At 67.7% G+C, this 25,297-nt stretch carries 22 protein-coding genes; 16 read left to right on the top strand and 6 right to left on the bottom strand.

Annotated elements, in window-relative coordinates:
- Window positions 1–53 precede the first annotated feature (53 nt).
- Both ACFCV3_RS36260 and ACFCV3_RS36255 read right to left on the bottom strand, forming a co-directional pair.
- Window positions 54–584, bottom strand: coding sequence for a hypothetical protein (locus ACFCV3_RS36260; protein WP_376038230.1), 531 nt, complete (start codon window positions 582–584; stop codon window positions 54–56).
- 78 nt (window positions 585–662) lie between these two features.
- Complete coding sequence (locus ACFCV3_RS36255; protein ID WP_376038227.1) at window positions 663–1,652, bottom strand: N-acetylglucosamine kinase; 990 nt, start codon at window positions 1,650–1,652, stop codon at window positions 663–665.
- Window positions 1,653–1,907: 255 nt separating this feature from the next.
- On the opposite strand from ACFCV3_RS36255, the gene ACFCV3_RS36250 reads away from it, so the two are divergent.
- Genes ACFCV3_RS36250 through ACFCV3_RS36225 form a run of 6 tightly spaced genes read left to right on the top strand, consistent with a single transcriptional unit; the run spans window position 1,908 to window position 8,443 of the window.
- The gene (locus ACFCV3_RS36250; protein WP_376038225.1) at window positions 1,908–2,696 is read left to right on the top strand and encodes a sugar isomerase domain-containing protein; all 789 of its coding nucleotides are present in this window, start codon (window positions 1,908–1,910) and stop codon (window positions 2,694–2,696) included.
- A gap of 24 nt (window positions 2,697–2,720) precedes the next feature.
- On the top strand, window positions 2,721–4,139 hold the full coding sequence (gene ngcE / locus ACFCV3_RS36245; RefSeq protein ID WP_376038223.1) for an N-acetylglucosamine/diacetylchitobiose ABC transporter substrate-binding protein: 1,419 nt from the start codon (window positions 2,721–2,723) through the stop codon (window positions 4,137–4,139).
- The gene (locus tag ACFCV3_RS36240; RefSeq protein WP_376038220.1) at window positions 4,136–5,140 is read left to right on the top strand and encodes a carbohydrate ABC transporter permease; all 1,005 of its coding nucleotides are present in this window, start codon (window positions 4,136–4,138) and stop codon (window positions 5,138–5,140) included. Before ngcE (ACFCV3_RS36245) ends, ACFCV3_RS36240 begins: the two co-directional genes overlap by 4 nt.
- Window positions 5,137–6,021: a carbohydrate ABC transporter permease gene (locus tag ACFCV3_RS36235; protein ID WP_376038218.1), complete on the top strand. Its 885-nt coding sequence runs from the start codon at window positions 5,137–5,139 to the stop codon at window positions 6,019–6,021. The genes ACFCV3_RS36240 and ACFCV3_RS36235 overlap by 4 nt, the downstream gene beginning before the upstream one ends.
- 9 nt (window positions 6,022–6,030) lie before the next feature.
- On the top strand, window positions 6,031–7,359 hold the full coding sequence (ngcE, locus tag ACFCV3_RS36230; protein WP_376038216.1) for an N-acetylglucosamine/diacetylchitobiose ABC transporter substrate-binding protein: 1,329 nt from the start codon (window positions 6,031–6,033) through the stop codon (window positions 7,357–7,359).
- 49 nt (window positions 7,360–7,408) lie between these two features.
- Window positions 7,409–8,443, top strand: a complete 1,035-nt coding sequence (locus ACFCV3_RS36225; RefSeq protein WP_376038214.1) for an iron-siderophore ABC transporter substrate-binding protein — start codon at window positions 7,409–7,411, stop codon at window positions 8,441–8,443.
- Between the two features lie 3 nt (window positions 8,444–8,446).
- Here the strand turns inward: ACFCV3_RS36225 and ACFCV3_RS36220 are convergent, their stop codons facing one another.
- The gene (locus ACFCV3_RS36220) at window positions 8,447–8,992 is read right to left on the bottom strand and encodes an alpha/beta hydrolase (RefSeq protein WP_376038212.1); all 546 of its coding nucleotides are present in this window, start codon (window positions 8,990–8,992) and stop codon (window positions 8,447–8,449) included.
- A gap of 71 nt (window positions 8,993–9,063) precedes the next feature.
- Between ACFCV3_RS36220 and trpS the strand changes: the two genes are divergently transcribed.
- From trpS to ACFCV3_RS36205, 3 genes are read left to right on the top strand one after another with little or no spacing between them, the layout of a single operon-like run.
- Window positions 9,064–10,113, top strand: coding sequence for a tryptophan--tRNA ligase (gene trpS / locus ACFCV3_RS36215; protein ID WP_376038211.1), 1,050 nt, complete (start codon window positions 9,064–9,066; stop codon window positions 10,111–10,113).
- Window positions 10,113–10,625: a 2'-5' RNA ligase family protein gene (locus ACFCV3_RS36210; protein ID WP_376038209.1), complete on the top strand. Its 513-nt coding sequence runs from the start codon at window positions 10,113–10,115 to the stop codon at window positions 10,623–10,625. The genes trpS and ACFCV3_RS36210 overlap by 1 nt, the downstream gene beginning before the upstream one ends.
- 44 nt (window positions 10,626–10,669) lie before the next feature.
- Entirely contained in the window at window positions 10,670–11,740 is a 1,071-nt protein-coding gene (locus ACFCV3_RS36205; protein ID WP_376038207.1) for a YihY/virulence factor BrkB family protein, read from the top strand.
- Here the strand turns inward: ACFCV3_RS36205 and ACFCV3_RS36200 are convergent.
- From ACFCV3_RS36200 to ACFCV3_RS36190, 3 genes are all read right to left on the bottom strand, one after another.
- The gene (locus ACFCV3_RS36200; protein ID WP_376038205.1) at window positions 11,737–12,840 is read right to left on the bottom strand and encodes a D-alanyl-D-alanine carboxypeptidase family protein; all 1,104 of its coding nucleotides are present in this window, start codon (window positions 12,838–12,840) and stop codon (window positions 11,737–11,739) included. The two genes, ACFCV3_RS36205 and ACFCV3_RS36200, sit on opposite strands and share 4 nt — an antisense overlap.
- A gap of 56 nt (window positions 12,841–12,896) precedes the next feature.
- Window positions 12,897–13,838, bottom strand: coding sequence for a zinc metalloprotease (locus tag ACFCV3_RS36195; RefSeq protein ID WP_376038203.1), 942 nt, complete (start codon window positions 13,836–13,838; stop codon window positions 12,897–12,899).
- 161 nt (window positions 13,839–13,999) lie between these two features.
- The gene (locus ACFCV3_RS36190) at window positions 14,000–15,601 is read right to left on the bottom strand and encodes a M4 family metallopeptidase (RefSeq protein WP_376038202.1); all 1,602 of its coding nucleotides are present in this window, start codon (window positions 15,599–15,601) and stop codon (window positions 14,000–14,002) included.
- Between the two features lie 240 nt (window positions 15,602–15,841).
- On the opposite strand from ACFCV3_RS36190, the gene ACFCV3_RS36185 reads away from it, so the two are divergent.
- The 7 genes from ACFCV3_RS36185 (at window position 15,842) to ACFCV3_RS36155 (ending at window position 25,290) form a co-directional block, all read left to right on the top strand.
- The gene (locus tag ACFCV3_RS36185) at window positions 15,842–17,197 is read left to right on the top strand and encodes a glutamine synthetase family protein (protein ID WP_376038200.1); all 1,356 of its coding nucleotides are present in this window, start codon (window positions 15,842–15,844) and stop codon (window positions 17,195–17,197) included.
- Window positions 17,178–17,897 carry a gamma-glutamyl-gamma-aminobutyrate hydrolase family protein gene (locus tag ACFCV3_RS36180; RefSeq protein WP_376038198.1) on the top strand — a complete coding sequence of 240 codons (720 nt, stop codon included), beginning with the start codon at window positions 17,178–17,180 and terminating at the stop codon, window positions 17,895–17,897. Before ACFCV3_RS36185 ends, ACFCV3_RS36180 begins: the two co-directional genes overlap by 20 nt.
- Complete coding sequence (locus tag ACFCV3_RS36175; RefSeq protein ID WP_376038196.1) at window positions 17,894–19,228, top strand: aldehyde dehydrogenase family protein; 1,335 nt, start codon at window positions 17,894–17,896, stop codon at window positions 19,226–19,228. Before ACFCV3_RS36180 ends, ACFCV3_RS36175 begins: the two co-directional genes overlap by 4 nt.
- Window positions 19,229–20,008: a 3-oxoacyl-ACP reductase gene (locus ACFCV3_RS36170; RefSeq protein WP_376038194.1), complete on the top strand. Its 780-nt coding sequence runs from the start codon at window positions 19,229–19,231 to the stop codon at window positions 20,006–20,008. It begins immediately after the preceding gene.
- Window positions 20,009–20,017: 9 nt separating this feature from the next.
- On the top strand, window positions 20,018–20,737 hold the full coding sequence (locus ACFCV3_RS36165) for a FadR/GntR family transcriptional regulator (RefSeq protein WP_376038193.1): 720 nt from the start codon (window positions 20,018–20,020) through the stop codon (window positions 20,735–20,737).
- A gap of 80 nt (window positions 20,738–20,817) precedes the next feature.
- On the top strand, window positions 20,818–22,341 hold the full coding sequence (locus ACFCV3_RS36160) for an amino acid permease (RefSeq protein ID WP_376038191.1): 1,524 nt from the start codon (window positions 20,818–20,820) through the stop codon (window positions 22,339–22,341).
- Between the two features lie 192 nt (window positions 22,342–22,533).
- A complete protein-coding gene (locus ACFCV3_RS36155; protein ID WP_376038188.1) occupies window positions 22,534–25,290 on the top strand; it encodes an AAA family ATPase in 2,757 nt (918 codons plus the stop codon).
- Window positions 25,291–25,297 lie beyond the last annotated feature (7 nt).

Here is a 25,297-nt window from a genome sequence, read left to right as displayed (position 1 = left end):
CCCCGATGTCAAGCCATTGCTTGGAATGTGCTGGGAAGGACGTGGGTGGTGGGTTAGCCGGTGTGGTCTCGGATCCACTCGAGGGCAGGTTCGGAGCGGGTGCGGATTGTGGCGTGATCCAGGTGGGGGTGGAGGTCGAGGGTGGCCAGGGGGAGGCGGGTGGCTAGCCAGCGGCTGTTGGTGGGCGGGGAGATGCGGTCGTCCAGGCCGTGGGTGAGGAGGACGGGGGCGTCTACGGCGGTGAGGACGAACTCGGCGGGGAGGGTGCTGGCGAAGGTGACTACGGCCTCGACACGGTCGCCTAGGAGGGCGGCGGTGCGGAGGGCTAGGGCGCCGCCTTCGGCGTGACCCATCAGGGCGAAGCCGTTGACGCCGGCCGCGTCGACGACCGCGGCGAGATCGGCGGCGGTGGTGGACGGGAGGGTGCAGGAGATCCAGCGGATCCCGAGCCATTCGCCGGCCTCGTACAGCCCATCGGTCGGGACGCCCAGCGTGACGACGGCGAGCCGGCCGTCGTCACAGGGCGCGCTGTCGTACACGTGCAGCGCGCGCCCGTCCGTCAGCCGCAGGTCGGTCTCGAACATGTCACTCACATTAAGAAGAGGAAGCTCCCTAGGTGAGCGATACGTCGAAGCCGACCCTTTCGGCTCGACAGGTCGTCCCTAACTGACCAAACGGGTGTGGTTCGCCTCGTTCGCGAGGGCCGGGTCGAGGACTCCGAGGGCGAGCCAGGTGGCGCCGCTGACTCCGTCATGGGCAGTGAGGATCTCTCCGGAGAACTGCTCGTGAAAGGCCTCCCGGAGCAGGCGTCCGACCGGAGATTGTTCACCGGCGACACTGCCCGCGAGGATCAACGGGGTCGTGTCCTTCGTTGTCCTGATCCGGCCGACCGTCTCAATGAGCAGGTCGGCTGCGCGTTTCACCAGGGCGTGGGCGGTCTTGTCGCCTTGCTCGTACGTCGCGACGACCGTGCGGGCCAACTCGGCCAGCAGCACCGGTGGGCGGTTGTTCACCGTCCGAATCACGTCGTTACGCACGATTTCGTACCCGTCACGCTGCGCGAAGATCGCCGAATCGTGGCCGGGCAGCAATTCCTGCAGCACCGACTCGCCGAGCAGCCCGAGCGGCTCCTCCAGATCGAATGCGAGCAGCACGCTGCGAACGGCTTCACGGCCGAGCCAGAAGCCGGATCCCTCGTCGCCGAGCAGCCAGCCGTGCCCGCCCGCGGTCCGGACCAGCCGGTGGTCCTGGACCAGCCCGGCATTGCTCCCCGTGCCCGAAATCAGCACGTGTCCGTCCGGTTCCGGCGTACCGGATGCGAAAGCAACCTCCAGATCGCCGATGAACTGGGCCTCGGTGGCCAGCCCGGCACCGGACCAGGCCGCGTCGAACTGCGCCTTCACCTCCGGTACGGCGAGGGCCGAGCCGCCCGCCGCCCCGATCACGGCGGCCTCGACGCGGGCCGGGTCGAGCCCGGTCAGCGCGGTGTGAAGTGCCTGTCCGAAGTTGGCCGCGGCCGTCGTCGGGTGGCTGGTGGGGTTTCCGCCGGCAGCGGCCCCTCGGCCGACTACGTTGCCCTCAGAGTCTGCGATCACGATCCGGGTCGAGGTGCCCCCGAGGTCACCACCCAGGACCAGCGTCGAAGCTGGCATCAAGACCACTGAGTCCGCAGGTTCCGGCAGCGGGCGTTCTACCGACATACGCAATGCTCCAAACTGCTCGAAAGAGGCCTTAATGAACATTCATGGACAAGGTCACACAACGGTCCCGATCTGGGGGTCGTAGCGAGATGAGCCTTGACTTTAGCTGCCACTTGAGAAAAGTTCTGTCCAGCAAAGCGCAAACTTGCGCACTTGTCGGCATCGAGAGTGTCGCGATGAACAGATTGTTGAGGGGTGGGGCCGACGATGGCCAGCAGTGACCAGGGCGGACCGGGGGAGAACACCGCAGTGAGCGCGCAGAGTTTTGTTCACGCGCTGACGCCGATCCTCGCCGCCGTGACCGAGCAGATCGACGGGCCGATCCAGCAGGCGGCCGAGCTGTTCGTCACCTCGCTGCGCGCGAACGGCGTCATCCAGGCCTTCGGCTCCGGTCACTCCGAGGCACTCGCGATGGAGATCGCGGGCCGCGCCGGCGGACTCATCGCCACCAACCGGATCGCGCTGCGGGACCTCGTCCTGCTCGGCGGCGAGCCGGCCGAGTTGCTGCGCAGCGCCGAGCTGGAGCGCGACCCGTCGTACAGCCGCAAGCTCTACGAACTGTCGGCCGCGCGCGAGGGCGACCTGTTCGTGATCGCGTCCAACTCCGGGGTGAACGGCTCGATCGTCGAGCTCGCCGGCGTGGCCAAGGAACACGGCCACCCGCTGATCGCGATCACCTCGCTGCAGCACACCGCCGGGGTGGATTCCCGCCACCCGTCCGGCAAGAAACTCATCGATTTCGCGGATGTCGTCCTCGACAACCATGCGCCGTACGGCGACTCCGTGCTGGACCTGCCCGGGGGTGGCAAGGTCTGTGCCGTGTCGTCCATCACGGCTGCGCTGATCGCGCAAATGCTGGTCGCAGAAACTCTGCGCCGGCTCACCGAGGCAGGTGAGACCCCTCCGGTCTACCTGTCGGCCAACATCCCGGGCGGCGACGAGCACAACAGCGCCCTCGAAGCACAGTACGCCGGCCGGATCCGGCGTACTGCCTGAAACACCTCTCGGAAGGCGGGACCCATGACCACTCCCAACCCCCTGTCGCGGCGGCTGTTCCTGCAGCGCGCGGCGGTCGGCACGCTGCTGGCCACCGGCGGCAGCACGCTGCTGGCGGCCTGCGCCGGCAGTGGCAGCAACGACAACGGTTCCAACACCGGTGGCGGCACGAAGTCCGCGGACAACCCGTTCGGTATGGCGGACAAGGCCACCGTCGAGGCCATCATCTTCAACGGTGGCTACGGGTACGACTACGTGACGTTCGCGGCGGACATCGCGCAGAAGAAGCACGCCGGCTCGACGTTCAAGGTCTCGCCGTCCACCCAGATCGCCCAGCAGCTGCAGCCGCGTTTCGTCGGTGGCAACCCGCCGGACCTGATCGACAACTCCGGCGCGAACCAGATCGGCTTCAACACGATCCTGGACCAGCTGGCACCGCTGGACGACGTCTTCGAGGCCAACAACTACGAGGGCCAGAAGATCGCCGACACCCTGTACCCGGGTGCCAAGATCCCGGGCACGTTCGACGGCAAGTTCGTCGCGATGAACTACGTGCTGACCCTCTACGGCCTGTGGTACTCCGACAGCCTGTTCAAGGAGAACGGCTGGGAGCCGCCGAAGACCTACGACGGTCTGCTCGAGCTCGGCGCCAAGGCGAAGGCCAAGGGCAAGTACCTGTTCGTCTGGGGCAAGGAAGCCGCCACCTACTACCACACGATGGCCGTCGACGGCGCCATCAAGGAGGGTGGCGACGAGGTCCGGCTGGGGCTGGAGAACCTCAAGGAGGGCGTCTGGTCGATGCCGCAGTTCCAGGGCATCTTCAAGGCCCTGGAGACCATGGTCAAGAACGGGTACTTCGTGCCCGGTGGCGCCGGTACCCAGTTCACCGCCGCCCAGGCGAAGTGGAGCAACGACCAGCAGGCCCTGCTCTACCCGTCGGGCTCGTGGATCGAGAACGAGATGAAGAAGGCCACCAAGGCCGGCTTCAACATGAAGGGTGTCCCGGAGCCGGTGCTGTCGGACAGCCCGAAGCTGCCGTACGAGTCGCTGCGCAGCGCGGCCGGTGAGCCGTTCATCGTCCCGGCCAAGGGCAAGAACCTTGCCGGCGGCAAGGAACTGCTCCGGGCGATGCTGTCCAAGGAAGCGGCCACCAACTTCGCCAAGACGCGGCTGGCGCCGACGATCGTCAAGGGCCTGGTGCCCGCTGACGGTTTCGGTTCGACCGCGCTGCAGTCGCAGACCGCGATGCTGGATGCCGCCGGCACCAACATCTTCGACTACCAGGTCTTCGGCCTGTACGGCATGAACACCGACCAGCTGGTGGTCTGGAACTCGTTCCTGTCCGGTCAGCTGGATGCCGCGGGCCTGACCAAGGGTCTGCAGCAGATCACCGACAAGGTGCGCAACGACAGCTCCGTCAAGAAGATCCCGGTCACCAAGTGACCGTGACGCAAGAGGCCGTGCCGGGAGGCGGACCGAAGCGGTCCGTCCCCCGGCGTCGCCGGCCGTTGACTTTCGACCGGATCAGCTTCATGGTCGTGTTCCTCGGCCTGCCGCTGGCGGTGTTCGTGATCTTCGTGGTCTCGCCGTTCGCGCAGGCGCTGTGGTACTCGCTGACCGACTGGTCCGGGTTCAGCTCGGGAATGAACTTCGTCGGCTTCGACAACTACGTGAAGCTGTTCCACGACGACATCTTCCTGAAGGCTGTCCGCAACAACGTGCTGCTGGCGATCGTCGTACCGATCGTCACGATCGTGCTGTCGCTGACCCTGGCGACCCTGGTCACGATCGGTGGCTCGGGGACCGGCACGGTCCGCGGGCTGCGCAATGCGGGCTTCTACCGGATCATCTCGTTCTTCCCGTACGTGATCCCCGCGATCGTGATCGGTCTGATCTGGGCGCAGGTGTTCACACCGACCTCCGGCATCCTGGACGCGGTGCTGAACCAGGTCGGGCTGCACGGCTTCGAGAACTTCGCCTGGCTGGGTGACGCGCGAACCGCGATGCCGGCCTCGATGTTCGTGATGATCTGGGGCGCCGTCGGTTTCTACATGGTGCTGTTCATCGCCGCCATCCGGGGGATCGACCCCGAGGTGTTCGAGGCGGCCCGGATCGACGGTGCGGGCCGGTTCCGGACAGCGATCTCGCTGACCGTGCCGCTGATCCGCGACAACGTACAGACGGCCTACATCTATCTCGGTATCGCCGCCCTCGACGCCTTCGTCTACATGCAGGCGCTGAACCCCGGCGGTGGGCCGCAGAACTCGACCCTGGTCATGCCGCAGCAGTTGTTCACCACGGCGTTCAGCAAGGGACAGTTCGGCTACTCGACGGCGATGGGTGTAGTGCTCGCCGCCGTGACGATGCTGTTCGCGCTGATCGTCTTCACGGTGAACCGGCTGACCGGCGGAGCTGACCAGCGGAAAGCGAAGGTAGCCCGATGACGACAACCACCGCCGAGCGGCCGAGCCTGGTGGCCCGGGTCCCGCAGCGGGCGAAGGAAGGTCGTGGAGTCGCGGCGACCGCGCACTTCGCGCTGATCCTGTGGTCGCTGCTGGTCATCCTGCCGCTGCTGTGGACGCTGCTCTCCTCGTTCAAGTCGACGCAGGAGGTCCTCGGCAACCCGCTGTCGCTGCCGGGCAAGCTGCACTTCGAGAACTACGCCAACGCCTGGACGACGGCCGGGATCGGCCGCTACTTCGTCAACACAGTGGTCGTCGTCGGTACCGCTCTGGTGCTGGTGATGGTCCTGGGCGCCATGTGCGCCTACGTGCTGGCCAGGTTCACGTTCCCCGGCAACCGGCTGATCTACTACTCGATGCTCGCCGGTCTGACCTTCCCGGTCTTCCTGGCGATCGTGCCGCTGTTCTTCGTGCTGAAGAACCTCTCGCTGCTGAACACCCTGCCAGGGTTGATCATCACGTACGTCGCGTTCGCGCTGCCGTTCACCGTCTTCTTCCTGCACAGCTTCTTCAAGGCGCTGCCGGGTGAGATCTACGAGGCGGCGCAGATCGACGGCGCCGGTGAGTGGCGGACGTTCTTCTCGGTGATGCTGCCGATGGCCCGGCCGGGGATGGCCTCGGTCGCCATCTTCAACTTCCTCGGGTTGTGGAACCAGTTCCTGCTCCCGGTCGCGCTGAACACCGACTCGAACAACTACGTGCTGTCGCAGGGGATGGCGTCGTTCGCGTCCCAAGCCGGGTACGCGGTGGACTTCGGCGCGCTGTTCGCGGCCGTGGTCATCACGGTGGCGCCGGTGCTGGTGGTCTACATCATCTTCCAGCGTCAACTGCAGGTATCGGTCACCCAGGGCGGCGTGAAGTAGCCTTCCTGGATGCTGAAACGGCGGACAGTTCTGCAAGGAGCGCTCGCCGGCGCCGTACTGAGCGGATGCTCGACGGGTACGCCGGAGAGCGCTCCTACTGTTGATCCGGCGACGTTGCCACTCGACGTGGTGACCGGCGCCGAGTACGGCGGGTTCGCGGCGGCGGCGTACCGGAAGAAGTATCCGGCGGCGACGGTGACCTCGGTGGTGGATCCGTTGTTGCGGGACAAGGTGCTGACGCGGTTCCAGGCCGGTGGGCCGCCGGACGTCGTACTGAATGCCGGTGCCAAGCCGCTGGAGTTACCGAGGCTGGTTGCGCAGGGGCAGCTTGCGGATCTGCGGGGTGTGCTGGATGCGCCGGCGTGGGACAACGAGAAGGCGAAGGTCGCGGACGCGATCCTGCCGGGGATGCTGGAGTCCGGGCAGTACGACGGGACGCAGCGGACCATCAACTATGTCGCCAACGTGTACGGGCTCTGGTATTCGGCGGCGTTGTTCCAGCGGCGTGGTTGGGACGTGCCCCGGACCTGGCCGCAGTTACTTGCCCTAGGCACCGAAATGAAGGGTGCCGGGCTCGGGGCGTTCGTGTACCCGGGAAAGCATCCGTACTACGTGCTGGAGCTGGTGCTCACGCTGGCCGCGAAGGCCGGTGGGCACGACGTGGTGAAGCGGATCGACAACCTGGAGGACGGCGCCTGGCGCGACTCCAGCATGATCCGGGCGATCTCCGCGGTGGGCGAGTTGGTGAAACGCGGGCTGCTCGCTCCGGGCAGTGCGAAGTACGACCACATCACGGCCCAGAAACGCTTCCTGGCCAGTAAAGCCGGGATGCTGCCGTGCGGGAACTGGCTCGAGAACGAGATGAAGGCCTCGATCCCGGCCAACTTCGCGCTGACCATGTTCGCCGTACCGCCGCTGGACGGCTCACCGGCCTTGCCGCGCGGGCTCCACGTCGCCGCGACCGCGCCGTACCTGGTGGCCGAGAAGGCGAAGAACAAGGCCGGTGGGCTGGAATACCTGCGCGCCGCGCTGTCGCGGGATGTCGCCGCGCAGGTGACCACGGAGGCCAACCAGCTCACGATCGTGCGTGGTGCGGCCGACGGGCTGGAGATCGGTACGGCGTTGCGCTCCGCCCGCGATCTGCTCGGTGCCGCCGGGGATCAGGCCATCACGTGGTACTTCGACAGCTGGTACCCGGCCTTCGCCACGGCCGCGGCCGCGGCGACCGGCGAGTTCCTGGCCGGCGGCGTACCGGTGTCGGACTGGAGCGGGAAGATCCAGGTGGCGGCCGACGAGCTGAAGAAGGACAAGGCAGTCACCAAATATCACCGAGCGTGAATAGGTTAGGTTAGGGCAACCTAAACGATTCACTCCCTGTGAGGTCCCGATGCGCAACTTGCTGCGCCCGCTCGTGCTGCTCGTCGTCCCCGTGCTGGCCCTGACCGCCTGTGGTGCCGAAACCAAGGAACCCGCGGCGGCCGGCAGCCAGTCGCAGGGTGGGGCGGAAGCGGGGGCGTACCCCGTCACGATCAAGAACAAGTACGGCGACGCCGTGATCAAGGAGACGCCGAAGCGCGTCGTCGCCGTCGGCCTGGTCGAGCAGGACGCGCTGCTCGCGCTCGGCGTCGTCCCGGTCGGGACCACGGAGTGGTTCGGCGAGAAGCCGGGTGCGCTGTTCCCGTGGGCGAAGGCGAAGCTCGGCAGCGGGGCGGTCCCGACCGTGCTGACCGACAAGGACGGCATCCAGTTCGAGAAGATCGCCGCGCTCGCGCCGGACCTGATCATCGGCCTGTACTCCAGCATCACGGCTGCCGACTACAAGAAGCTCGAAGCGATCGCCCCGACCGTGGCCCAGCCGGCCGACGGCAGCGCGGACTACAGCGTCACCTGGCAGACCGTCACCAAGACCGTCGGGCAGGCCGTCGGCAAGCCGAAGGCGGCCGAGGAACTCGTCAAGGGCGTCGAGAAGCAGTTCGAGGAGGCGCGCGCCGCGCACCCCGAGTTCAAGGGCAAGACCGGTCTGATGGCGTCGCCGTACGAGGGCTACTTCGTCTACGGACCGCAGGACCCGCGTTCGAAGGTGCTCACCGAGCTCGGCTTCGTGCTGCCGCCGGCGATGGACAAGCTGGTCGGTGACAAGTTCGGTGCCAACATCAGCGCCGAGAACATCTCCCTGCTCGACCAGCAGGCCCTGGTCTGGTTCCCGTCCAAGGACGGTACCGCCAAGCTGAAGGCCGACCCGCTGATCAAGAACCTCAAGGTGCGCACCGAGGCCCGCGACATCTTCATCGAGGAGAACTACGACGACGAGCTGTACGGCGCCACCAGCTTCGTCTCGGTCCTCAGCCTCCCGATCGTCCTCGAGAAGCTGGTCCCCAAGCTCTCCGCCGCAGTCGACGGCAACCCGGCCACCAACGCCTGACGGTCAGGGCCAGACCACCTGGTCCAGGAAATCCTCCACGGCCGTCGCCACCTGCCCCAGTACGGCGGCCGACGCCGCGAGCCGGCCCGGGACGTACATCCCGTGGCTGGCCTCCGGCACCTCCAGCACGTACGGCGTGAGCTCGTGCGCGACGGCGGAGTCCCACAAGGAGTCCGCCGTACCGCCGACCACCAGGAACGGCGCGGTCGACCGTCGTAGCCCGTCCAGTACCCACGGATCGGTCAGGACCGGGCTGAGCCACACCGCCGGGAGTTCCCGGTCGGCGACCAGCGGGCTGGCGTAGCTTCCCAGCGATCGGCCGATGAGCAGGGTCTCGCCCTCGGCGGCCGCCAAAGCCCGTTCGACCTGGGGGAGAACCCACGGACCGCGCTCCGCCTCGGTGAGCGTCAACGGGCGGTCGGGCTCGTCCCACCAGATCCGGTGGATCCGCGCACCGCGGTGCTCGGCAGCATCCGCGGCGTACAGGGGGAGCGGTGCGGCCGGGCCGTTCTGGCCGCCGGGGACAACCACGGCACTGCGTGAAGTCATAACGCGGACTGTATGACCCCCGAGGGTGACCCGGTGTGAACGAGGACCGGGGCGCTGGCAGAATCGGGGGCATGTCCCTTGCTGCGTCTGACCCCTCCGCAGCCGGAACCGAGCGGCGCCCCCGGGTGCTGTCCGGGATCCAGCCGACGGCGGACTCCTTCCACTTCGGCAACTACCTCGGGGCGGTGCGGCAGTGGGTGGCGCTGCAGGACGACCACGAGGCGTTCTACTGCGTGGTCGATCTGCACGCGATCACGGTGGAGTACGAGCCGAAGGCGCTGCGGGAGCGGACCCGGCGGTCGGTGGCCCAGCTGCTCGCGGCCGGGATCGATCCGGAGCGGTCGACGCTGTTCGTCCAGTCGCACGTGCCCGAGCACGCGCAGCTGGGCTGGGTGCTGGGGTGTATCACCGGGTTCGGTGAGGCCAGCCGGATGACGCAGTTCAAGGACAAGTCCGCCAAGGGTGGGGCCGAGCGGGCCACGGTCGGCCTGTTCACCTACCCGATCCTGCAGGCCGCGGACATCCTGATCTACCAGGCCGACCGGGTCCCGGTCGGCGAGGACCAGCGCCAGCACCTGGAGCTGACCCGCGACCTCGCGGGCCGCTTCAACCACCGCTTCGGCAAGACCTTCCGGCTGCCCGAGCCGTACATCGTCAAGGAAACCGCGAAGATCGCCGACCTGCAGGACCCGACCGCGAAGATGAGCAAGTCGTCGTCCTCGCCGGCCGGGATCATCGACCTGCTCGACGACCCCAAGGTGAGCGCGAAGAAGATCCGCTCCGCGGTCACCGACTCCGGCCGGGACGTGATCTTCGACCCGGAGAACAAAGCCGGCGTCGCCAACCTGCTGACCATCTACTCGGCGCTGACCGGCAAGAAGATCAGCGAGCTCGAGGACGAGTACGCCGGCCGCGGCTACGGCGACTTCAAGAAGGACCTGGCCGAGGTCGTGGTCGAGTTCGTCACCCCGTTCCGCGAGAAGACGCTGGGCTACCTGGACGACAAGGCGCAGCTGGACGCGATCCTGGCGGCCGGGGCCGAGCGGGCCCGCTCGGTCACCGAGCGGACGCTGACCCGGGTCTACGACCGGCTCGGCTTCGTCCCCGGGGCAGGCAAGTAGTGGCGACGATCGGGGTTGCGATCCCGATCGCGGAACCGTTCGGCTCGGAGCTGCAGAAGTACCGGGCCGAGTTCGGCGATCCGATGGCCGCCTCGATCCCGACCCACGTGACGCTGCTGCCGCCGACCGAGATCGACGACGCGGCCCTGGCCACGATCGACGAGCACCTGCTCGAAGTGGCCGCCCGGTTCCCGAGCTTCCGGATCCGGCTCCGCGGTACGGCGACCTTCCGGCCGATCTCGCCGGTGGTGTTCGTGCCACTGGCCGAGGGCATCTCGTCGTGTGAGGTGCTGCAGTCGCAGGTCCGGTCCGGTCCGCTGGCAGTGGACCTCCGGTTCCCGTACCACCCGCACGTCACGGTGGCCCACGACTTGGACAAGGACGCGCTCGACCGCGCGTACGACACGTTGTCGGAGTACGACTGCGCCTTCGATGTCGCGGCCTTCGATCGCTACGAACACGGCTCGGACGGCGTGTGGCGGCCGCAGCGCTCGTTCCCCCTGACAGGCTGAGCTTCCTTCCGCTGGGACTGCATTAGATTGGGTACGGGAGCGTCATGAACATCAAGGCTGTCTGGGGACGCTTCGCGCGGACCCAGATCTGGCGGGCGTGGCAACGGTACGGCGATCGCCGGGGCAACCGGTTGGCCGGGGCAACGAGTTTCTTCGGGTTCCTGTCGTTGTTCCCGCTGATCGTGCTGGCCGCGGCCGTCACCGGCCCGCTGCTCGGCCACGGTGCCGTGCAGAGCTTGAAGAACGCGCTGAAGGCGAACCTGCCCGGGATCGGCGACAAGATCGACATCGACTCGCTGATCGCCAACGCGGGCACGATCGGGCTGATCTCCGGCATCTCGCTGCTCTTCACCGGCCTCGGCTGGATCGACTCGCTGCGGGCCTCGATCCGCTCGATGCACGAGCTCGACGACCAGCCCGGTAACGCGATCCAGCTCAAGCTCGCCGACCTCGGCGCCCTGATCGGCCTCGGCGTGATCGGTGCCGTCGGCACCGGTGCGTCGTCGATCCTGACCGGGTTGTCGGAGCGCATCGTCGCCGCGGCCAACCTCGACGGCACCTGGCTGGCGAACTGGGGACTCGACGCAATCAGCGTCGTCCTCGGCATCGCGGCCGGCGCACTCCTCTTCCTCTACCTGCAGACTGCGCTCCCGCGGATCATCCTGCCCCGCAAGGTGATGCTGATCGCGGCTCTCGCGGGTGGCATCCTCTTCTACCTCGCTCAGAAGCTCGGCAACGTGTACGTGAAACACGTGCTGGGCTCCAACGCGGCGTACGGCGCCTTGGCCCTGCCACTGGCTTTGCTGGTCTGGATCTACCTGATGACCCGCGTCATCATGCTGATCGCCGCCTGGACCAAGGAAGCCGGCCTCGACGCGATCGCCCGCGAGACCGACGACACCGCCCGCCTCCGCATCGCCGAAGCACCCCTCCCGGCCGGCATGTCCGTCGAAGAGCCGCTCCTCCTGGGCCCACCCGGCAAGCGCTACAAGGTCGTCCCCATCCCCCAGAAGAAGGCCGACACAGTCGCGGTCGCAGCCGGCGCCGTACTAGGCATGGCCGCCACCACCATCGCCGTCCAACTAGCGAAGGCCGTGCGCTCCACTCGCCGTTAGTGGCGGCGTCGGCGGGGGCGCTTCAGGAAGAGACCGAGGAGCAGTACTGGGGGTGCGGCCCAGAACCAGACTGGCGTGCTGACGAAGAAGGAATTGACCGTGCGGATCTGTTTGTCCGGCGTACGGCGGCTGGGCGGGATCGGACCGGCTGCCTGGGGCTGGCCGTCGGCTGGGCCGGAGGCTTCCTTCGGGGGCGCGACGGGTTTGACCAGGGAACCGACCGGGCTGAGCTTGTCGTAGTTCTTGAAGGTCCAGCTGAGCAGGGTGCTCGCGTCCTCGGTGATGCCGTGCGGGGCGTTCATCATCGTGACGACCAGGGTGTGACCGTTCCGCCGGGCTGCTCCGATGAACGTGTTCCGGGCGAGCGTGGTGTAACCGGTCTTGACGCCGAGCGCGCCGTCGTACTTGAAGAGCAGTTTGTTCTGGTTCGCGACCTGGTAGGTGCCCTTGGTGGTCAACGGGTAGTTCGTGAACTTCGTCGACGCGTACTTCGCGAAGTCCGGACGCCTGAGGCCGGCCTGGGCGAACAGTGCGAGATCGTAGGCGCTGGAGTACTGACCGTCCGCGTCGAGCCCGGTCGGGTCCGTGACGGTGGTGTCGAGGGCGCCGATCTCCTTGGCCTTGGCGTTCATCCGCTGGATGGTCCCCGCCGTACCGCCGTCGTCGTGCTCGCAGAGTGCGTGCACCGCGTCGTTCCCGGAGGCCAGGAACATGCCCTCGAAGAGCAGGTCGACCGAATAGCGCAGCCCGGGGGAGATGCCGACCTTGCTGCCGACGATGTTCGCGTCGGCGTCCGTCCCGATCACCTGATCGGTCTTCTTCAGTCGTGGCAGCAGTACCAGCGCGGTCAGCGCCTTGAGCGTGCTCGCGGGCCGCAACTTCGCGTGCGGCGCCTTCGCGGCCAGCACCTGGCCGGTGTCGATATCGGCGACGACCCAGGCCGACGCCTGCACGGCCGGCGGCGTCGCACCGGCGGCGACCACCGTCGGCTTCGTCGTCATCAGCGCGCCGCCGACCGGTGCTTGCTCGGCGGCGGTCGCTGTCAGCGGCTGCGCGACCACCAGTGCGGTGGTCGCGCAGGCCGTCAGAAGCAAACGCATCGGCGGCAGCCTAGACGCCCAAAAGGGCAACCGTCATCTCGTGCCGCGTGTTCCGGTCAGGCCCGGTACGCCGTCCACATGTTGCTGATCCGGGTGCTCTGACCCGGCGTGTACTGGTTGTAGCAAGAGTCGTACGAATAGTCCATGTAGTTGTGGATCGGGTCCACGCCCGGCAGGGAACAGGAGTTCCGCCCGGTCGGGCATCCGCTCGATGCGCTGCCCTGAGCAGGGGTGTCGGCAACCCCGTCGTTCGTGCTCGTGCAGCCACCCTGGAACGTGTGGTAGAGCCCGAACCAGTGCCCGGCCTCGTGGGTCGCGGTCTTGCCGAGGTTGAAGTTCGTCGCCGAACCACCCGGCAGCGAGGTGTACTGCACGCGGATACCGTCGATGCTCGGGTTCGACGCGTAGTCCCACGGGAAGGTCGCGATCCCGAGGTACGAGAAGTTGACCAGCCAGATGTTCAGCGCGTTCTTGCCACCCTTGCGGGTCTGCGACCGGTACGTCGTACTCGCGCCGTCCCGGTGCCACGTGTCGTTGTTGTACCGGTACGTCCCGGCCAGCGTGAACGTGAACCCGGTGTTCGCGGCCTGGCTGGATTCACCACCGGCGAAGTTCTGGTTCAGCTCAGCCATCTGCTGGTTGATCTGCGTCGACGTGACATCACCGGCACCACTACTCGACCGCATCACGTGGATGTACACCGGCACATTGGCCGCCGCGAGCTTGCCGGCCTTCGGCGCCAACCCACGAGCCTGCTTGGCCTTCAGCAGCTCGGCGGTCTTGGCCTCGATCGACTTCTGCTCGGCCGCGGACATCTCCCGGTGGTCCTTCCCGAACCCACCACGAGCAGCCGGCCCCTCAGCCGGCGTCAAACACGGGTTAGCGGTCTGATCGACCGGCAGCTGCGCGGTCGCCGTACCACCAAGCGGACTGAAAGCGAGCGCCCCACCGGCCAACAACACGGCTAGGGCGCGGGGACGAGTGACGAAAGAGCGCATAAAGCGTCCTCCAGAACCGGGCCGCTGGGCGGTGCGGCCGAATCCCCCGATTTTCCGCACCACTCCGCGGATCACCAACCGATTCCCTGTCCCCCCAGTGCCACGGCACCACCACGCCGCCCACCCCGCGGAACCGGGTGGGCGGCGGTCGAATGCCTGGTTCAGCAGGTCGGTTCGCCAGGCTGGGCGCCGAGGCTGACGGCGGCCCAGGCGGCCTTGACCTTGTTGAACTTGGCACAGGTCGCGTCCAGGTTCTTGGCGGCCTGCAGGGTGGTGATGCGGTACTTGCCATACGTCATGCCGCTGGTCTTCATCAGCATGGCGTTGTAGAAGATCCGGCCGGCTTCCTGGATGCCGATACCGGTCAGGGTGGTGCTGTTACAGGTCGGGCTGACCGGCTGGCCGTTGGTCGGGTTGGTGCCTTCGGCGAGCAGGTAGAACCAGTGGTTCATCGGGCCGGCCGCGGCGTGCACCGACGTCGGCAGGCTGGTCGACCAGCAGTTCGGGTGACCGGAGACGTTGTTCGGCTTGTACATGTGCCGGATCGGCCCCTGGCCAACCAGGTTGACCTGCTCGCCGACGGTGTAGTCGGGCTTGTCGTTCGGATTGTTCAGGTAGGCCTCGGTGATCGCACCCCAGATGTCGGCGACGGCCTCCTGGGTGCGGCCGCCGGAGATGCCGCTCGGAGTCTGGGCGTCGAGGCCGTGGCCGTACTCGTGGGCGACGACGTCCGTCGCGGTGATCCACTGGTTCTGGTTGTTGTAGCCGAACGTCACGCCGCCCGGGTTGGCCGAGTGGTTCCAGAACGCGTTGATGTCCGGCAGGCCGACCTCGGCGTCCGCCCAGCTGCCACTGCCGTTGAGGCCGTTGCGGCCGTACCAGTTCTTCAGCAGGTCCCACTCACCCTTGGCGACGTACATGACGTCGACGCAGCCGGAGACCTTGTCGGTGCGGCTGGCGCTCCCCCAGACGTCGTCGGCGTCGGTCATCACGGCGTTCGTGCTGTAGTCGATACACGACAGGCCCGGCCGGGCCGGGTCGGTCATCCGGTAGGTGCCGCCGGACAGGGTGGTGCCGAAGGAGAGACCGGTGCGGTTCCAGATGCCGGTTCCGGTGCCGGACGCCGTCATCTCGGAGTTGTATGCGACGCGACCTGTGGCGGCATCGACGTACACGAGCTCCTGGGTGTCGCCGGTCCCGTGGTCGTGGCCGGCGTGCTTGGCCTTGCCGGAGACCGGAACGCGCCAGGCCAGGATCGGCTCGGGCTGGTCGACCACCAGGACGACGAGCTCCGGCTTGCCGGTGGCCGCGACGCTGGTGAACGAGCCGCGGGCCGCGGTGGTGGCGCGGGCGGCGGTCAGCTTCGGAGTGATGGAGACGGCGATGGGCACCTTCGAGGCGACCATCGTGGACAGAACGTTCCCGGCGGCATCGGTCGAGACGACGGCGTCGCCGCCGACCACCGGGAGCCCCTGGTAGGTCTTGTCGTAGTTCACGTAGAACACGTCCTGGGTGGTGGCGTCGCCACCCTCGACGACGCCGAGCCGGGCGAATTTCTCGGCCGAGCTCTTCCGCAGGCCGAGGGCGTTGACCGCCTTGTCGGCCGCGGCGACGGCCGTCGCGGTCGCGTCCGGCGGGGTGCTCTGCTCGCCGGGCGCCGCGGCAAAGCTGGTATTGGCCAGGCTTGCGCCGACCAGGGCGACGGTCAGACCGCCGGCCGCAGCCAGTCGGGCTGCCCGGCGGTGGGAAGGAAAGATCCTCACGGTTGTGCTCCTCACAGGGCGGTGGGGCGGGAAACACGGAGTACCGCCGAAAACGGCGTCCTGAAACCATGAGGAATTCCGGTATACCAAAGCAAGGGAAAGTCGCTCTCGGTCCCCATCTCATGACGTACAGCAAGGGTTTGCCTTCGCTGGTTGGCGAGAACCTGCTCCGCGGCGTTGACAACAGCCCCTACGATTGACTCAATGGATCGTCGGTAGACCATTGGAGTGAGGAGCGCTGTGAGCGGTCGGCTGGGTGTGCAGGAGCTTCGGGATCTGGTGGCTAGCGGTGAGGTGGACACCGTTCTGGTGGCTATTACCGATATGCAGGGGCGGTTGCAGGGGAAGCGGTGTGGGGGGCGGTACTTCGTGGAGGAGGTGCTGCGGCACGGGACTGAGGGGTGTAACTACCTGCTGGCGGTTGATGTCGACATGAACACTGTTGACGGGTATGCGATGTCGTCGTGGGCCAGTGGGTACGGCGATCTGGTGATGGCGCCGGATCTGGACACGCTCAGGTTGGTGCCGTGGCTGGAGGGGACGGCCATGGTGCTTTGTGATGTGCAGTGGCTGGACGGTACGCCGGTTGTGGCCTCCCCGCGGCAGGTGTTGCGGAAGCAGTTGGAGCGGTTGGCGGCGCGGGGGATGGAGGCGTATGTCGGGACGGAGCTGGAGTTCATCGTCTTCGACGACACGTTCGAGGCGGCGTGGGACAAGCGCTATCAGGGCCTGACACCGGGGAACCAGTACAACGTCGACTACTCACTGCTCGGTACGTCGCGCGTCGAGCCACTGCTCCGCGCGATCCGGAACGGGATGACCGGGGCCGGTCTGTACGTCGAGTCGGCGAAGGGGGAGTGCAATCTCGGGCAGCACGAGATCGCGTTCCGGTATGACCAGGCCCTCAAGACGTGTGACAACCACTCGATCTACAAGACCGGGGCGAAGGAGATTGCCGCGCAGCACGGCAAGAGCCTGACGTTCATGGCCAAGTACGACGAGCGCGAGGGCAACTCGTGTCACATCCATCTGAGCTTCCGGTCGACCGACGGTGACGCCGTACTGGCGGGGGACCGGGAGCACGGGTTCTCCGAGGTGATGGAGCGCTTCATCGCCGGCCAGCTCGCCTGCCTGTCGGAGTTCACGTATCTGCTGGCACCGAACATCAACTCCTACAAGCGATTCGTCGAGGGTAGCTTCGCGCCGACCGCGGTCGCGTGGGGGCTCGACAACCGCACCTGCTCGTTGCGCGTGGTCGGGCACGGGGAGTCGCTCAGGGTGGAGAACCGCCTGCCCGGCGGTGACGTGAACCCGTACCTCGCCGTGGCCGCGATCATCGCCGCCGGCCTGCACGGGATCGAGAACGAGCTGGAGCTCGAGCCGCTCTTCGAGGGCAACGCCTACGAGTCCGACAAGGACCACGTGCCGTCGACGCTCCGAGAGGCCGCGGCGCTGTTCACCGGTTCGCGGATCGCTCGCGAGGCCTTCGGTGACGAGATGGTCGACCACTACACGAACGCGGCCCGCGTCGAGCTCGAAGCGTACGACGCCGCTGTCACCGACTGGGAGCGGATCCGTGGCTTCGAGCGCCTCTGACAGGCCGCGGATCGGGATCACCACCTACCTGGAACCAACTGTCTGGGGTGTGTGGCAGCGCGACGCTGCCCTGCTCCCGCGGGTCTACCTCGACGCGGTTGCCACCGCGGGTGGCGTACCGCTGCTGCTTCCGCCGGTCGGTACCGACCCGGCGGTGCTCGACGTCCTCGACGGGCTGATCATCGCCGGCGGATGTGATGTGGATCCGGCGAGCTACGACGCCGCGCCGCACCCCGAAACGGCTGACACCAGGCCGGGCCGGGATGAGCACGAGGCGATCTTGATCCGCGCCGCTCTCGACCGCGACCTACCGCTGCTGGCGGTCTGCCGGGGACTGCAGATGCTCAACGTGACGCTCGGTGGCACCTTGCATCAGCACCTGCCCGACCTGATCACGAGCGACGAGCATCGGCCATCGCCCGCGGTCTTCGGCCGGACCGAGGTCAAAGTCGAACCGGACAGCCTGACGGCACGGCTCCTGGGTGATCGAAGCAGTGTGCACTGCTACCACCATCAGGCGCTGGACGCCGTCGCCCCCGCGCTGACAGTGACCGCGCGGGCGGCCGACGGGACGGTCGAGGCTGCCGAGGTGGCCGGGCACGACTTCGCGCTCGGCGTGCAGTGGCACCCGGAGGAGAACCCCGAGGATCTGCGCTTGTTCACCGCGCTGATCGACGCATCCAGGAGACACCAGTCATGACGTACGACGTGATCAACCCGGCCACGGAGAAGGTCGTCCGCACGATCGAGCTGGCAGACGAAGCACAGACCGACGTGGCGATCGCCAATGCAGCAAAGGCCTTCGAGACCTGGCGCAACGTCACCCCGGCCGACCGTGGGCGACTCCTCAGGAGGTTCGCCGACGCGGTCGACGCCGACCTCGAACACCTTGCCGCGCTGGAGGTTGAGAACGCCGGCCACACCATCGGCAACGCCCGCTGGGAGGCCGGCAACGTCCGCGATGTTCTCACTTATTACTCGGCCGCCCCGGAACGCCTGTTCGGCAAGCAGATTCCCGTTGCCGGCGGCATCGATATCACCTTCCAGGAACCACTCGGCGTCGTCGGCGTGATCGTCCCGTGGAACTTCCCGATGCCGATCGCAGGCTGGGGTTTCGCCCCGGCCCTTGCCGCCGGCAACACTGTCGTCCTCAAACCGGCCGAGCTCACCCCGCTGACCGCGATCCGCCTCGGTGAACTCGCGCTGGAAGCAGGCCTGCCGCCGGGCGTCCTGCAGATCGTCCCGGGCGCCGGCACGGTCGTCGGGCAACGGTTCGTGACGCATCCCGCCGTACGGAAGGTGGTCTTCACCGGGTCGACCAAGGTCGGTAAGCAGATCATGGCCGGCTGCGCGGACCAGGTGAAGCGGGTGACGCTCGAGCTGGGCGGCAAGTCCGCCAACATCGTGTTCGCCGACGCGGATCTGGAGAAGGCCGCGGCCCAGGCGCCGTACGGCGTCTTCGACAACGCCGGCCAGGACTGCTGTGCCCGCTCGCGAATCCTGGTGGAACGCAAGGTTCACGACCGCTTCCTCGAGCTGCTGGAACCGGCGGTGAAGGCGTTCAAGGTCGGCGACCCGGCCGACCCGGCCACCGAGATGGGCCCGCTCATCTCCCGGCAGCAGCACGACCGCGTCACTTCGTACGTCGAGAATCCGCTCTTCCAAGGCACCGCGCCGGAAGGCCCCGGCTACTGGTTCGCGCCGACCGTGCTCGGCCACGTCGTGCCCGACGAGATCTTCGGCCCGGTCGTCAGTGTGGTCCCGTTCGACGACGAGGCCGATGCGTTGAAGCAGGCGAACGACTCCGAGTACGGCCTGTCCGGTTCGATCTGGACCCGTGATGTCGGCCGCGCCCTCCGGGTCAGCAGAGGCGTCGAAGCCGGCAACCTGTCGGTCAACTCGCACTCGTCGGTGCGGTACTCGACACCGTTCGGCGGCTACAAGCAGTCCGGGCTCGGCCGCGAGCTCGGTCCGGACGCGCTGGCCGCGTTCACCGAAACCAAGAACATCTTCATCAGCACGGAGGACTGAATGACTGACGTCAAGGCGAGCCGCCTCGAGGGGCGCGTCGCGGTGGTGACCGGCGGCGCGAGCGGGATCGGTCTGGCGACGGTACGCCGGTTCGCGGCGGAAGGTGCCAAGGTCGTGATCGGCGACGTCGACCCGGTGGCCGGGAAGGTCGCCGCGGACGAGGTCGGTGGGCTGTTCGTGGCCACCGACGTCACCGACCAGGCCGCGGTGGAGAACCTGTTCCGGCAGGCCTTCGACACCTACGGCAGTGTCGACATCGCCTTCAACAACGCGGGCATCTCGCCGCCCGACGACAACTCGATCCTGGACACCGGGCTGGAGGCGTGGCGCCGGGTGCAGGAGGTCAACCTGACCTCGGTCTACCTGTGCTGCAAGGCGGCGATCCCGTACATGCAGCGCCAGGGCAAGGGATCCATCATCAACACCGCGTCGTTCGTCGCGGTGATGGGTGCGGCGACCTCGCAGATCTCGTACTCGGCCTCGAAGGGCGGCGTCCTCGCGATGAGCCGGGAACTCGGCGTCGAGTTCGCCCGCGAGGGCATCCGGGTCAACGCGCTCTGCCCGGGCCCGGTGAACACGCCGCTGCTGACCGAGTTGTTCGCGAAGGATCCGGAGCGGGCGCAGCGGCGGCTGGTGCATGTCCCGATGGGCCGCTTCGGTGAGCCGGACGAGATCGCGGCCGCGGTCGCGTTCCTGGCCAGCGACGACTCCTCGTTCATCACCGCCAACACGTTCCTCGTCGACGGCGGGATCTCCGGCGCCTACGTGACCCCGCTCTAGGCTGCCGTCATGGTCACGCCTGCAGACGATGCCGTGTTCCGGCCGGTCCGGACCGGGAACCCGTTCGAGGAAACGGTCGAACGGTTGCTGCAGGCAATCAAGCTGGGCGTGGTCCGGCCGGGCGACCGGCTGCCGTCCGAGCGGGACCTCGCCACCCGGCTGAACGTCAGCCGGGTCACGCTCCGGGAGGCGATCCACGCCCTCACCGAGGCCGGGTACGTCGAATCCCGCCGCGGCCGGTACGGCGGTACGTTCGTGAACGCGCAGTTGCCGAAACCCCGCCGTACCCAGGCCTTGCGAATCGCCCGCGAACTGGGCGACGGGCTCGACGACGCCCTGATCCTGCGTGACGCCCTGGAGACCGGGGCCGCCGAAGCCGCCGCCGTACGGGTGCTGACCGAGGCCGAGGAAGACCATCTGCGGAAGTGCCTGGCCGACACCGCGGCCGCGAAACTCACCGACTACCGCCGCTTCGACTCCCGGTTGCACCTGGCGATCGCCGAGGTCACCGGCTCGGCCTCACTGACGTCGGCCACCGCCGACGTACGGATGCGGCTGAACGAGCTGCTCGACGCAATCCCTTTGCTGGAACGCAATATCGAGCACTCCAACGACCAGCACGCAGCCATCGTCGACGCCATTCTGGCCGGCGACGGGACGGCTGCCCGGCAGGCGATGAAGGAGCACCTCTCCGGTACGGCGACCCTCCTGCGCGGCTTCCTGGCCTGATCCATTGACACCAATGGTCTCCCGCTAGACCATTGAGAGCGCCTCTCGTGCAGTTCCCCGCCGCGTCGCAGGAGGACCCAGTGAGTCACGACAAGACCCCGATGACCGATGACGAGCAACGCCTGCATCAGCTCGGGTATGCCCAGGAGCTGTCCCGGACGATGTCCGGGTTCTCGAACTTCGCGGTGTCGTTCACGATCATCTCGATCCTGTCCGGCTGCCTGACGCTGTACGGGTTCGGGATGAACACCGGCGGCCCGGCGATGATCGTCTGGGGCTGGCCGTTCGTCGGGCTGATGACGTTGTTCGTCGGGCTCGCGATGGCCGAGGTCTGCTCGAGCTACCCGACCGCAGGTGGTCTGTACTACTGGGCCGCCAAGCTCGCCCCGTCGAACGGTCCGGCCTGGTCTTGGTTCACCGGGTGGTTCAACTTCCTCGGTCAGGTCGCAGTGACGGCCGGTATCGACTTCGGCGCCGCGTTCTTCCTGAATGCCTTCCTGGACCTGCAGTTCGGCTTCAGTGCGACTCCCCGGCACACGATCCTGCTGTTCGGGATCATCCTGCTGGTGCACGCGTTGCTGAACTCGCTCGGTGTGAAGCTGGTCGCCCGGCTCAACGACATCAGCGTGTGGTGGCACATCGTCGGCGTACTGTTCATCGTCGGCGCGCTCGTGCTGCTGCCCGACAACCACCAGTCGGCCGGTTTCGTCTTCGGTCACTTCGTCAACAACACCGGCTGGGCCTCCACCTTCTACGTCGGCATGCTCGGCCTGCTGCTCGCGCAGTACACCTTCACCGGGTACGACGCCTCTGCGCACATGACCGAGGAGACCCACGACGCGGCCCGCTCGGGTCCACGCGGCATCGTGATGTCGATCCTGGTCTCGCTCGGCGCCGGCTGGGTATTGCTGATCGGCCTGACGTTCGCGATCCAGAGCTACGACGGCGCCCTAGAGAGCAAGACCGGCGTGCCGCCTGCGCAGATCTTCATCGACGCGGTCGGCCTCACGATGGGCAAGGTCCTGCTGCTCGTGGTGATCGGTGCGCAACTGTTCTGCGGGATGGCGTCGGTGACCGCCAACTCGCGGATGATCTACGCGTTCTCCCGTGACGGCGCGCTGCCCGGCTCGTCGTTCTGGCACAAGATCAACCCGAAGACCCGGACGCCAACCAACGCGATCTGGCTGGCCGCGGGTGGCTCCTTCGTGCTCGGCCTGCCCTACCTCTGGAACACCACCGCGTACACCGCGGTGACGTCGATCGCGGTGATCGGGCTCTACATCGCCTACGTCCTGCCGACCCTGCTCCGGCTCGTCCAGGGCAAGAACTTCAAGCCCGGCCCGTGGTCGCTGGGCCGCTGGAGCCGCCCGATCGGCATCATCGCGATCATCTGGGTGGCCTTCATCACCGTCCTGTTCATGCTCCCGCAGGCCAACCCGATCACCGGTAGCAATTTCAACTACACCCCGATCGCCGTCCTGGTCGTCCTCGGCTTCGCCTCGGCGTACTGGTTCCTCTCCGCCCGCCGCTGGTTCACCGGCCCCAAGGTCCAGGGCTCCGAAGAAGAACTAGCCGCCATCGAACGCGATCTCGACGTCATCTGACGCTAGTCCTGAACGTTTCAGGTTTGCCGGGGCGCCATCTGGTGCCCCGGCACGATCGTGCCGTGCTGACCGCTCTGACGCGGCAGGATCGGGTGACAGGATGGTGTCGAGACGGTTTCCTCATGTGACACTCGCCGTGTCGACCGGTCGAAGGCTGTGATAATCGGCGAGGGTAATCCTTCGAGGAGTTATGTGACTGACGACGAGCTGGTTGGCCGGAGCGGACTGGTCGAGCGTGCGAAGAAGCAGCTCGAGACCAGTGGCAGTGTGCTGCTCTACGGTCCGACCGGTATCGGCAAGTCGGCGATGGGCCGGGCGCTGGTCGCGGACCGGACCAAGGCCGGCTGCCGCGTTCTGAGCGCCGCGCCGTCACAGAGCGAAGCCGGGCTGCCGTACGTCACGCTCCTCGACCTCCTCTCGAACCAGCTCGAGCTGGCCTGGCAGGTGCTGCCGGACCACCTCCGCCAGCCCTTAGAGGTGGCCCTGCTCAAGGCGAGCGCTCCGGACACGGTCCGTGACGAGCTGGCCGTCCGCCTCGCCGTATTGCATGTACTGCGTCGCCTGGCGGCGAACGGGCCGGTCCTCCTCGTGGTCGACGATATCCAGTGGGTGGATCCGTCCAGTCTCGAGGTGCTCACGTTCTGTGCCCGGCGGCTGTCCGAAGGGGTGCACATGCTCGCCACCGAGCAGGTGGCCGACGGCGACCTCCCGGTAATGGCTGAGGCGTGCCCGGAGCCGGTGCTGCAGCTGGAAGTACCCCCGCTGACCGAGCCCGACGTACTGGGACTGTTGCGTCAGCGCCTGTCCAGCCCGCTCCCGGTCCGGACAGCGCGCCGCATCTTCACCGCGAGTGCCGGTAACCCGTTCATGGCGCTGGAGCTCGGCCGCGCAGTGCTGCGGCACCCGCAGGGCGTCTCGCCGAACGACCCGCTGCCGGTGTCGAGCCGGCTCAAGACGCTGCTCGGCGATCGCCTCTCCGACCTTAGCCTCGGCGCTCACGAGCTGCTGCTGCACGCGGCATCCTCGCCCCGCCCGACGACCACTCAGCTCGCGCAGTCCCTCGATCGGCCGATCGAGACCGAGCTCGCCGAGGCCGAGGCGCTCGGCCTGATCGACATCGCGTCTGAGCGGCTGCGCTTCTCCCACCCTCTCCTACGGGAGTTCGTGTACGCCGAAGCCACGTCGGCCGCCCGCCGTCAGGCGCACGCCCAGCTCGCCGCAGTCGTCGACGAACCGGTCGAGAACGCGACCCACCGGGCCCTGGCCACCCAGGAGGCCGACGCCGACCTGGCGATCGCCATCGAGGAGGCGGCCGCTGTCGCCGCCGGCCGTGGTGCGCCGGGCGCCGCCGCGACCCTCTGGCGACTCGCAGCCGAGCGGACTCCAGGCAGCCTGCCGGATGAGCGGGCTCGCCGCCTGACCAGGGCCTCGGACGACGCCGCAGCCGCCGGGCATCTGGCGGAATCCGCTGAGATGGCGCGCCTCGCCGTACAGGCTGCGACCCGTCCGGAGACCAAGGTTCCGGCGCTTCTGCTGCAGGTCGACGCGGCCTGGCCGGATCGCGAGTGCCGGGTCGGTCTGCTGGCCGACGCCTTCGAAGTTGCTCAGGGCGACGATCGGCTCGAGGCGCGGGTCCGGATCGGGCTCAGCAACAGCGCGTACTTCGATCGCCGGTTGGACGAGGCTCAGGAGCACGCCCGGGTGGCCGAGCAGCTGGCCAGGTCGTCCGGCGACACCGAGGCGCTGGTCGACGCGCTGAGCGCGACCAGCTCGGTGCTGATGTCTCGCCGGGCCGACCAGAGCGCAGACTTCCTGCTGGCCCAGGCGGCCGAGCTGGCCCGCGACCTGCCGTTGACCAAGGCGGTCGTCATCGCGCGCCAGATGGCCGCGATGAGCGAGCTGTTCCGCGGCCGGACGGACGAGGCGATCACCGCGATCAGTGCCCTCGTCGAAGAGGTTCGCGACGGCGGCGCGATGCGCTGGCTGGCCTCGGTGCTGATCTCGGCGACCGCGATCTACGAGCGCAGCGGTCGCGGCCCCGAGGCGTTGAGCGCGGGCCACGAGTGCTACCAGCTGATGCAGGACATCGGCGAAGAGGCCGAGGTCGGGCTCATCATCGCCAGCCGCGCGGAGTGGGCCGGCGGTACGGCGGCGATGGCCCGCCAGCTCGCGGATGCGGCGCTCGAGGGCGTTCGGCTGGTCGGCAATGACGAGTGGACGGGCCCGGCCCTCGCCGTACAAGGTCTGGTCGGCGTACTGACCGGTGACCCGCAGCGGGCCGTCGAGGCCTTCGACTCCATCGCGGACTCCGGCGTGGCCGCGATGCCGTTCGACCCCGCGATCATCCCGTGGCACGCGGACTACGCCGAGGCGCTGGTCGCCGCCGGCCGGCTCGACGACGCGGCCGCCCTGATCGCCGAGATCCGGTCCCGCGCCGCGACCTTGGACCGACCGATCGTGCTGATCGGCCTGGCCCGTTCGGAGGCGCTCCTGATCGCCAAGCAGGGCGATCCGGCCGCCGCGCTCGACCTGCTGGAGCGGACGATCAGCGGCGCGGGCGACCGCGTGTACCCGCTGGATCTGGCCCGCTGCGAGCTGACCCGCGGCCGGGTCGCGCGGCAGGCCCGGCGTCGTTCGGTGGCGCGGACGGCGTTCCTGGACGCGATCGAGCAGTTCGAGACGTACGGCGCTCCCGCCTGGCGCGAGGTGGCCGAGACCGAGCTGGCCCGCCTGGACGTGCCGAGCCGGAGCCGGCAGCCGTCCGAGCTCACCGACAACGAGCAGCAGATCGTGGCGATGGTTCGCGACGGTTCGACGAACCGCGAGATCGCCGCCGCGCTCTACCTGTCGGTCAAGGCGGTCGAGTCCCAGCTGACCCGCCTCTACCGCCGCTTCGGAGTGGCGAATCGCACCCAGCTGCTGCGCATGGTGGACCGCCCCGGCTCCTGAGGGTAGG

This window comes from Kribbella sp. NPDC056345 (assembly GCF_042262745.1).
GTDB lineage: Bacteria > Actinomycetota > Actinomycetes > Propionibacteriales > Kribbellaceae > Kribbella.
The sequence above is the reverse complement of the archived record's forward strand: the minus strand, read 5'-3'. Positions and strand labels throughout refer to the sequence as shown.

Coding starts and splice junctions, on each gene's coding strand:
- ACFCV3_RS36175 (WP_376038196.1), top strand. CDS start 17,894: ATGACGTACGACGTGATCAACCCGGCCACGGAGAAGGTCGTCCGCACG.
- ACFCV3_RS36255 (WP_376038227.1), bottom strand. CDS start 1,652: ATGCCAGCTTCGACGCTGGTCCTGGGTGGTGACCTCGGGGGCACCTCG.
- ACFCV3_RS36220 (WP_376038212.1), bottom strand. CDS start 8,992: ATGACTTCACGCAGTGCCGTGGTTGTCCCCGGCGGCCAGAACGGCCCG.
- ngcE (WP_376038223.1), top strand. CDS start 2,721: ATGACCACTCCCAACCCCCTGTCGCGGCGGCTGTTCCTGCAGCGCGCG.
- ngcE (WP_376038216.1), top strand. CDS start 6,031: ATGCTGAAACGGCGGACAGTTCTGCAAGGAGCGCTCGCCGGCGCCGTA.
- ACFCV3_RS36165 (WP_376038193.1), top strand. CDS start 20,018: ATGGTCACGCCTGCAGACGATGCCGTGTTCCGGCCGGTCCGGACCGGG.
- ACFCV3_RS36205 (WP_376038207.1), top strand. CDS start 10,670: ATGAACATCAAGGCTGTCTGGGGACGCTTCGCGCGGACCCAGATCTGG.
- trpS (WP_376038211.1), top strand. CDS start 9,064: ATGTCCCTTGCTGCGTCTGACCCCTCCGCAGCCGGAACCGAGCGGCGC.
- ACFCV3_RS36250 (WP_376038225.1), top strand. CDS start 1,908: ATGGCCAGCAGTGACCAGGGCGGACCGGGGGAGAACACCGCAGTGAGC.
- ACFCV3_RS36260 (WP_376038230.1), bottom strand. CDS start 584: ATGTTCGAGACCGACCTGCGGCTGACGGACGGGCGCGCGCTGCACGTG.
- ACFCV3_RS36195 (WP_376038203.1), bottom strand. CDS start 13,838: ATGCGCTCTTTCGTCACTCGTCCCCGCGCCCTAGCCGTGTTGTTGGCC.
- ACFCV3_RS36235 (WP_376038218.1), top strand. CDS start 5,137: ATGACGACAACCACCGCCGAGCGGCCGAGCCTGGTGGCCCGGGTCCCG.
- ACFCV3_RS36200 (WP_376038205.1), bottom strand. CDS start 12,840: ATGCGTTTGCTTCTGACGGCCTGCGCGACCACCGCACTGGTGGTCGCG.
- ACFCV3_RS36170 (WP_376038194.1), top strand. CDS start 19,229: ATGACTGACGTCAAGGCGAGCCGCCTCGAGGGGCGCGTCGCGGTGGTG.
- ACFCV3_RS36225 (WP_376038214.1), top strand. CDS start 7,409: ATGCGCAACTTGCTGCGCCCGCTCGTGCTGCTCGTCGTCCCCGTGCTG.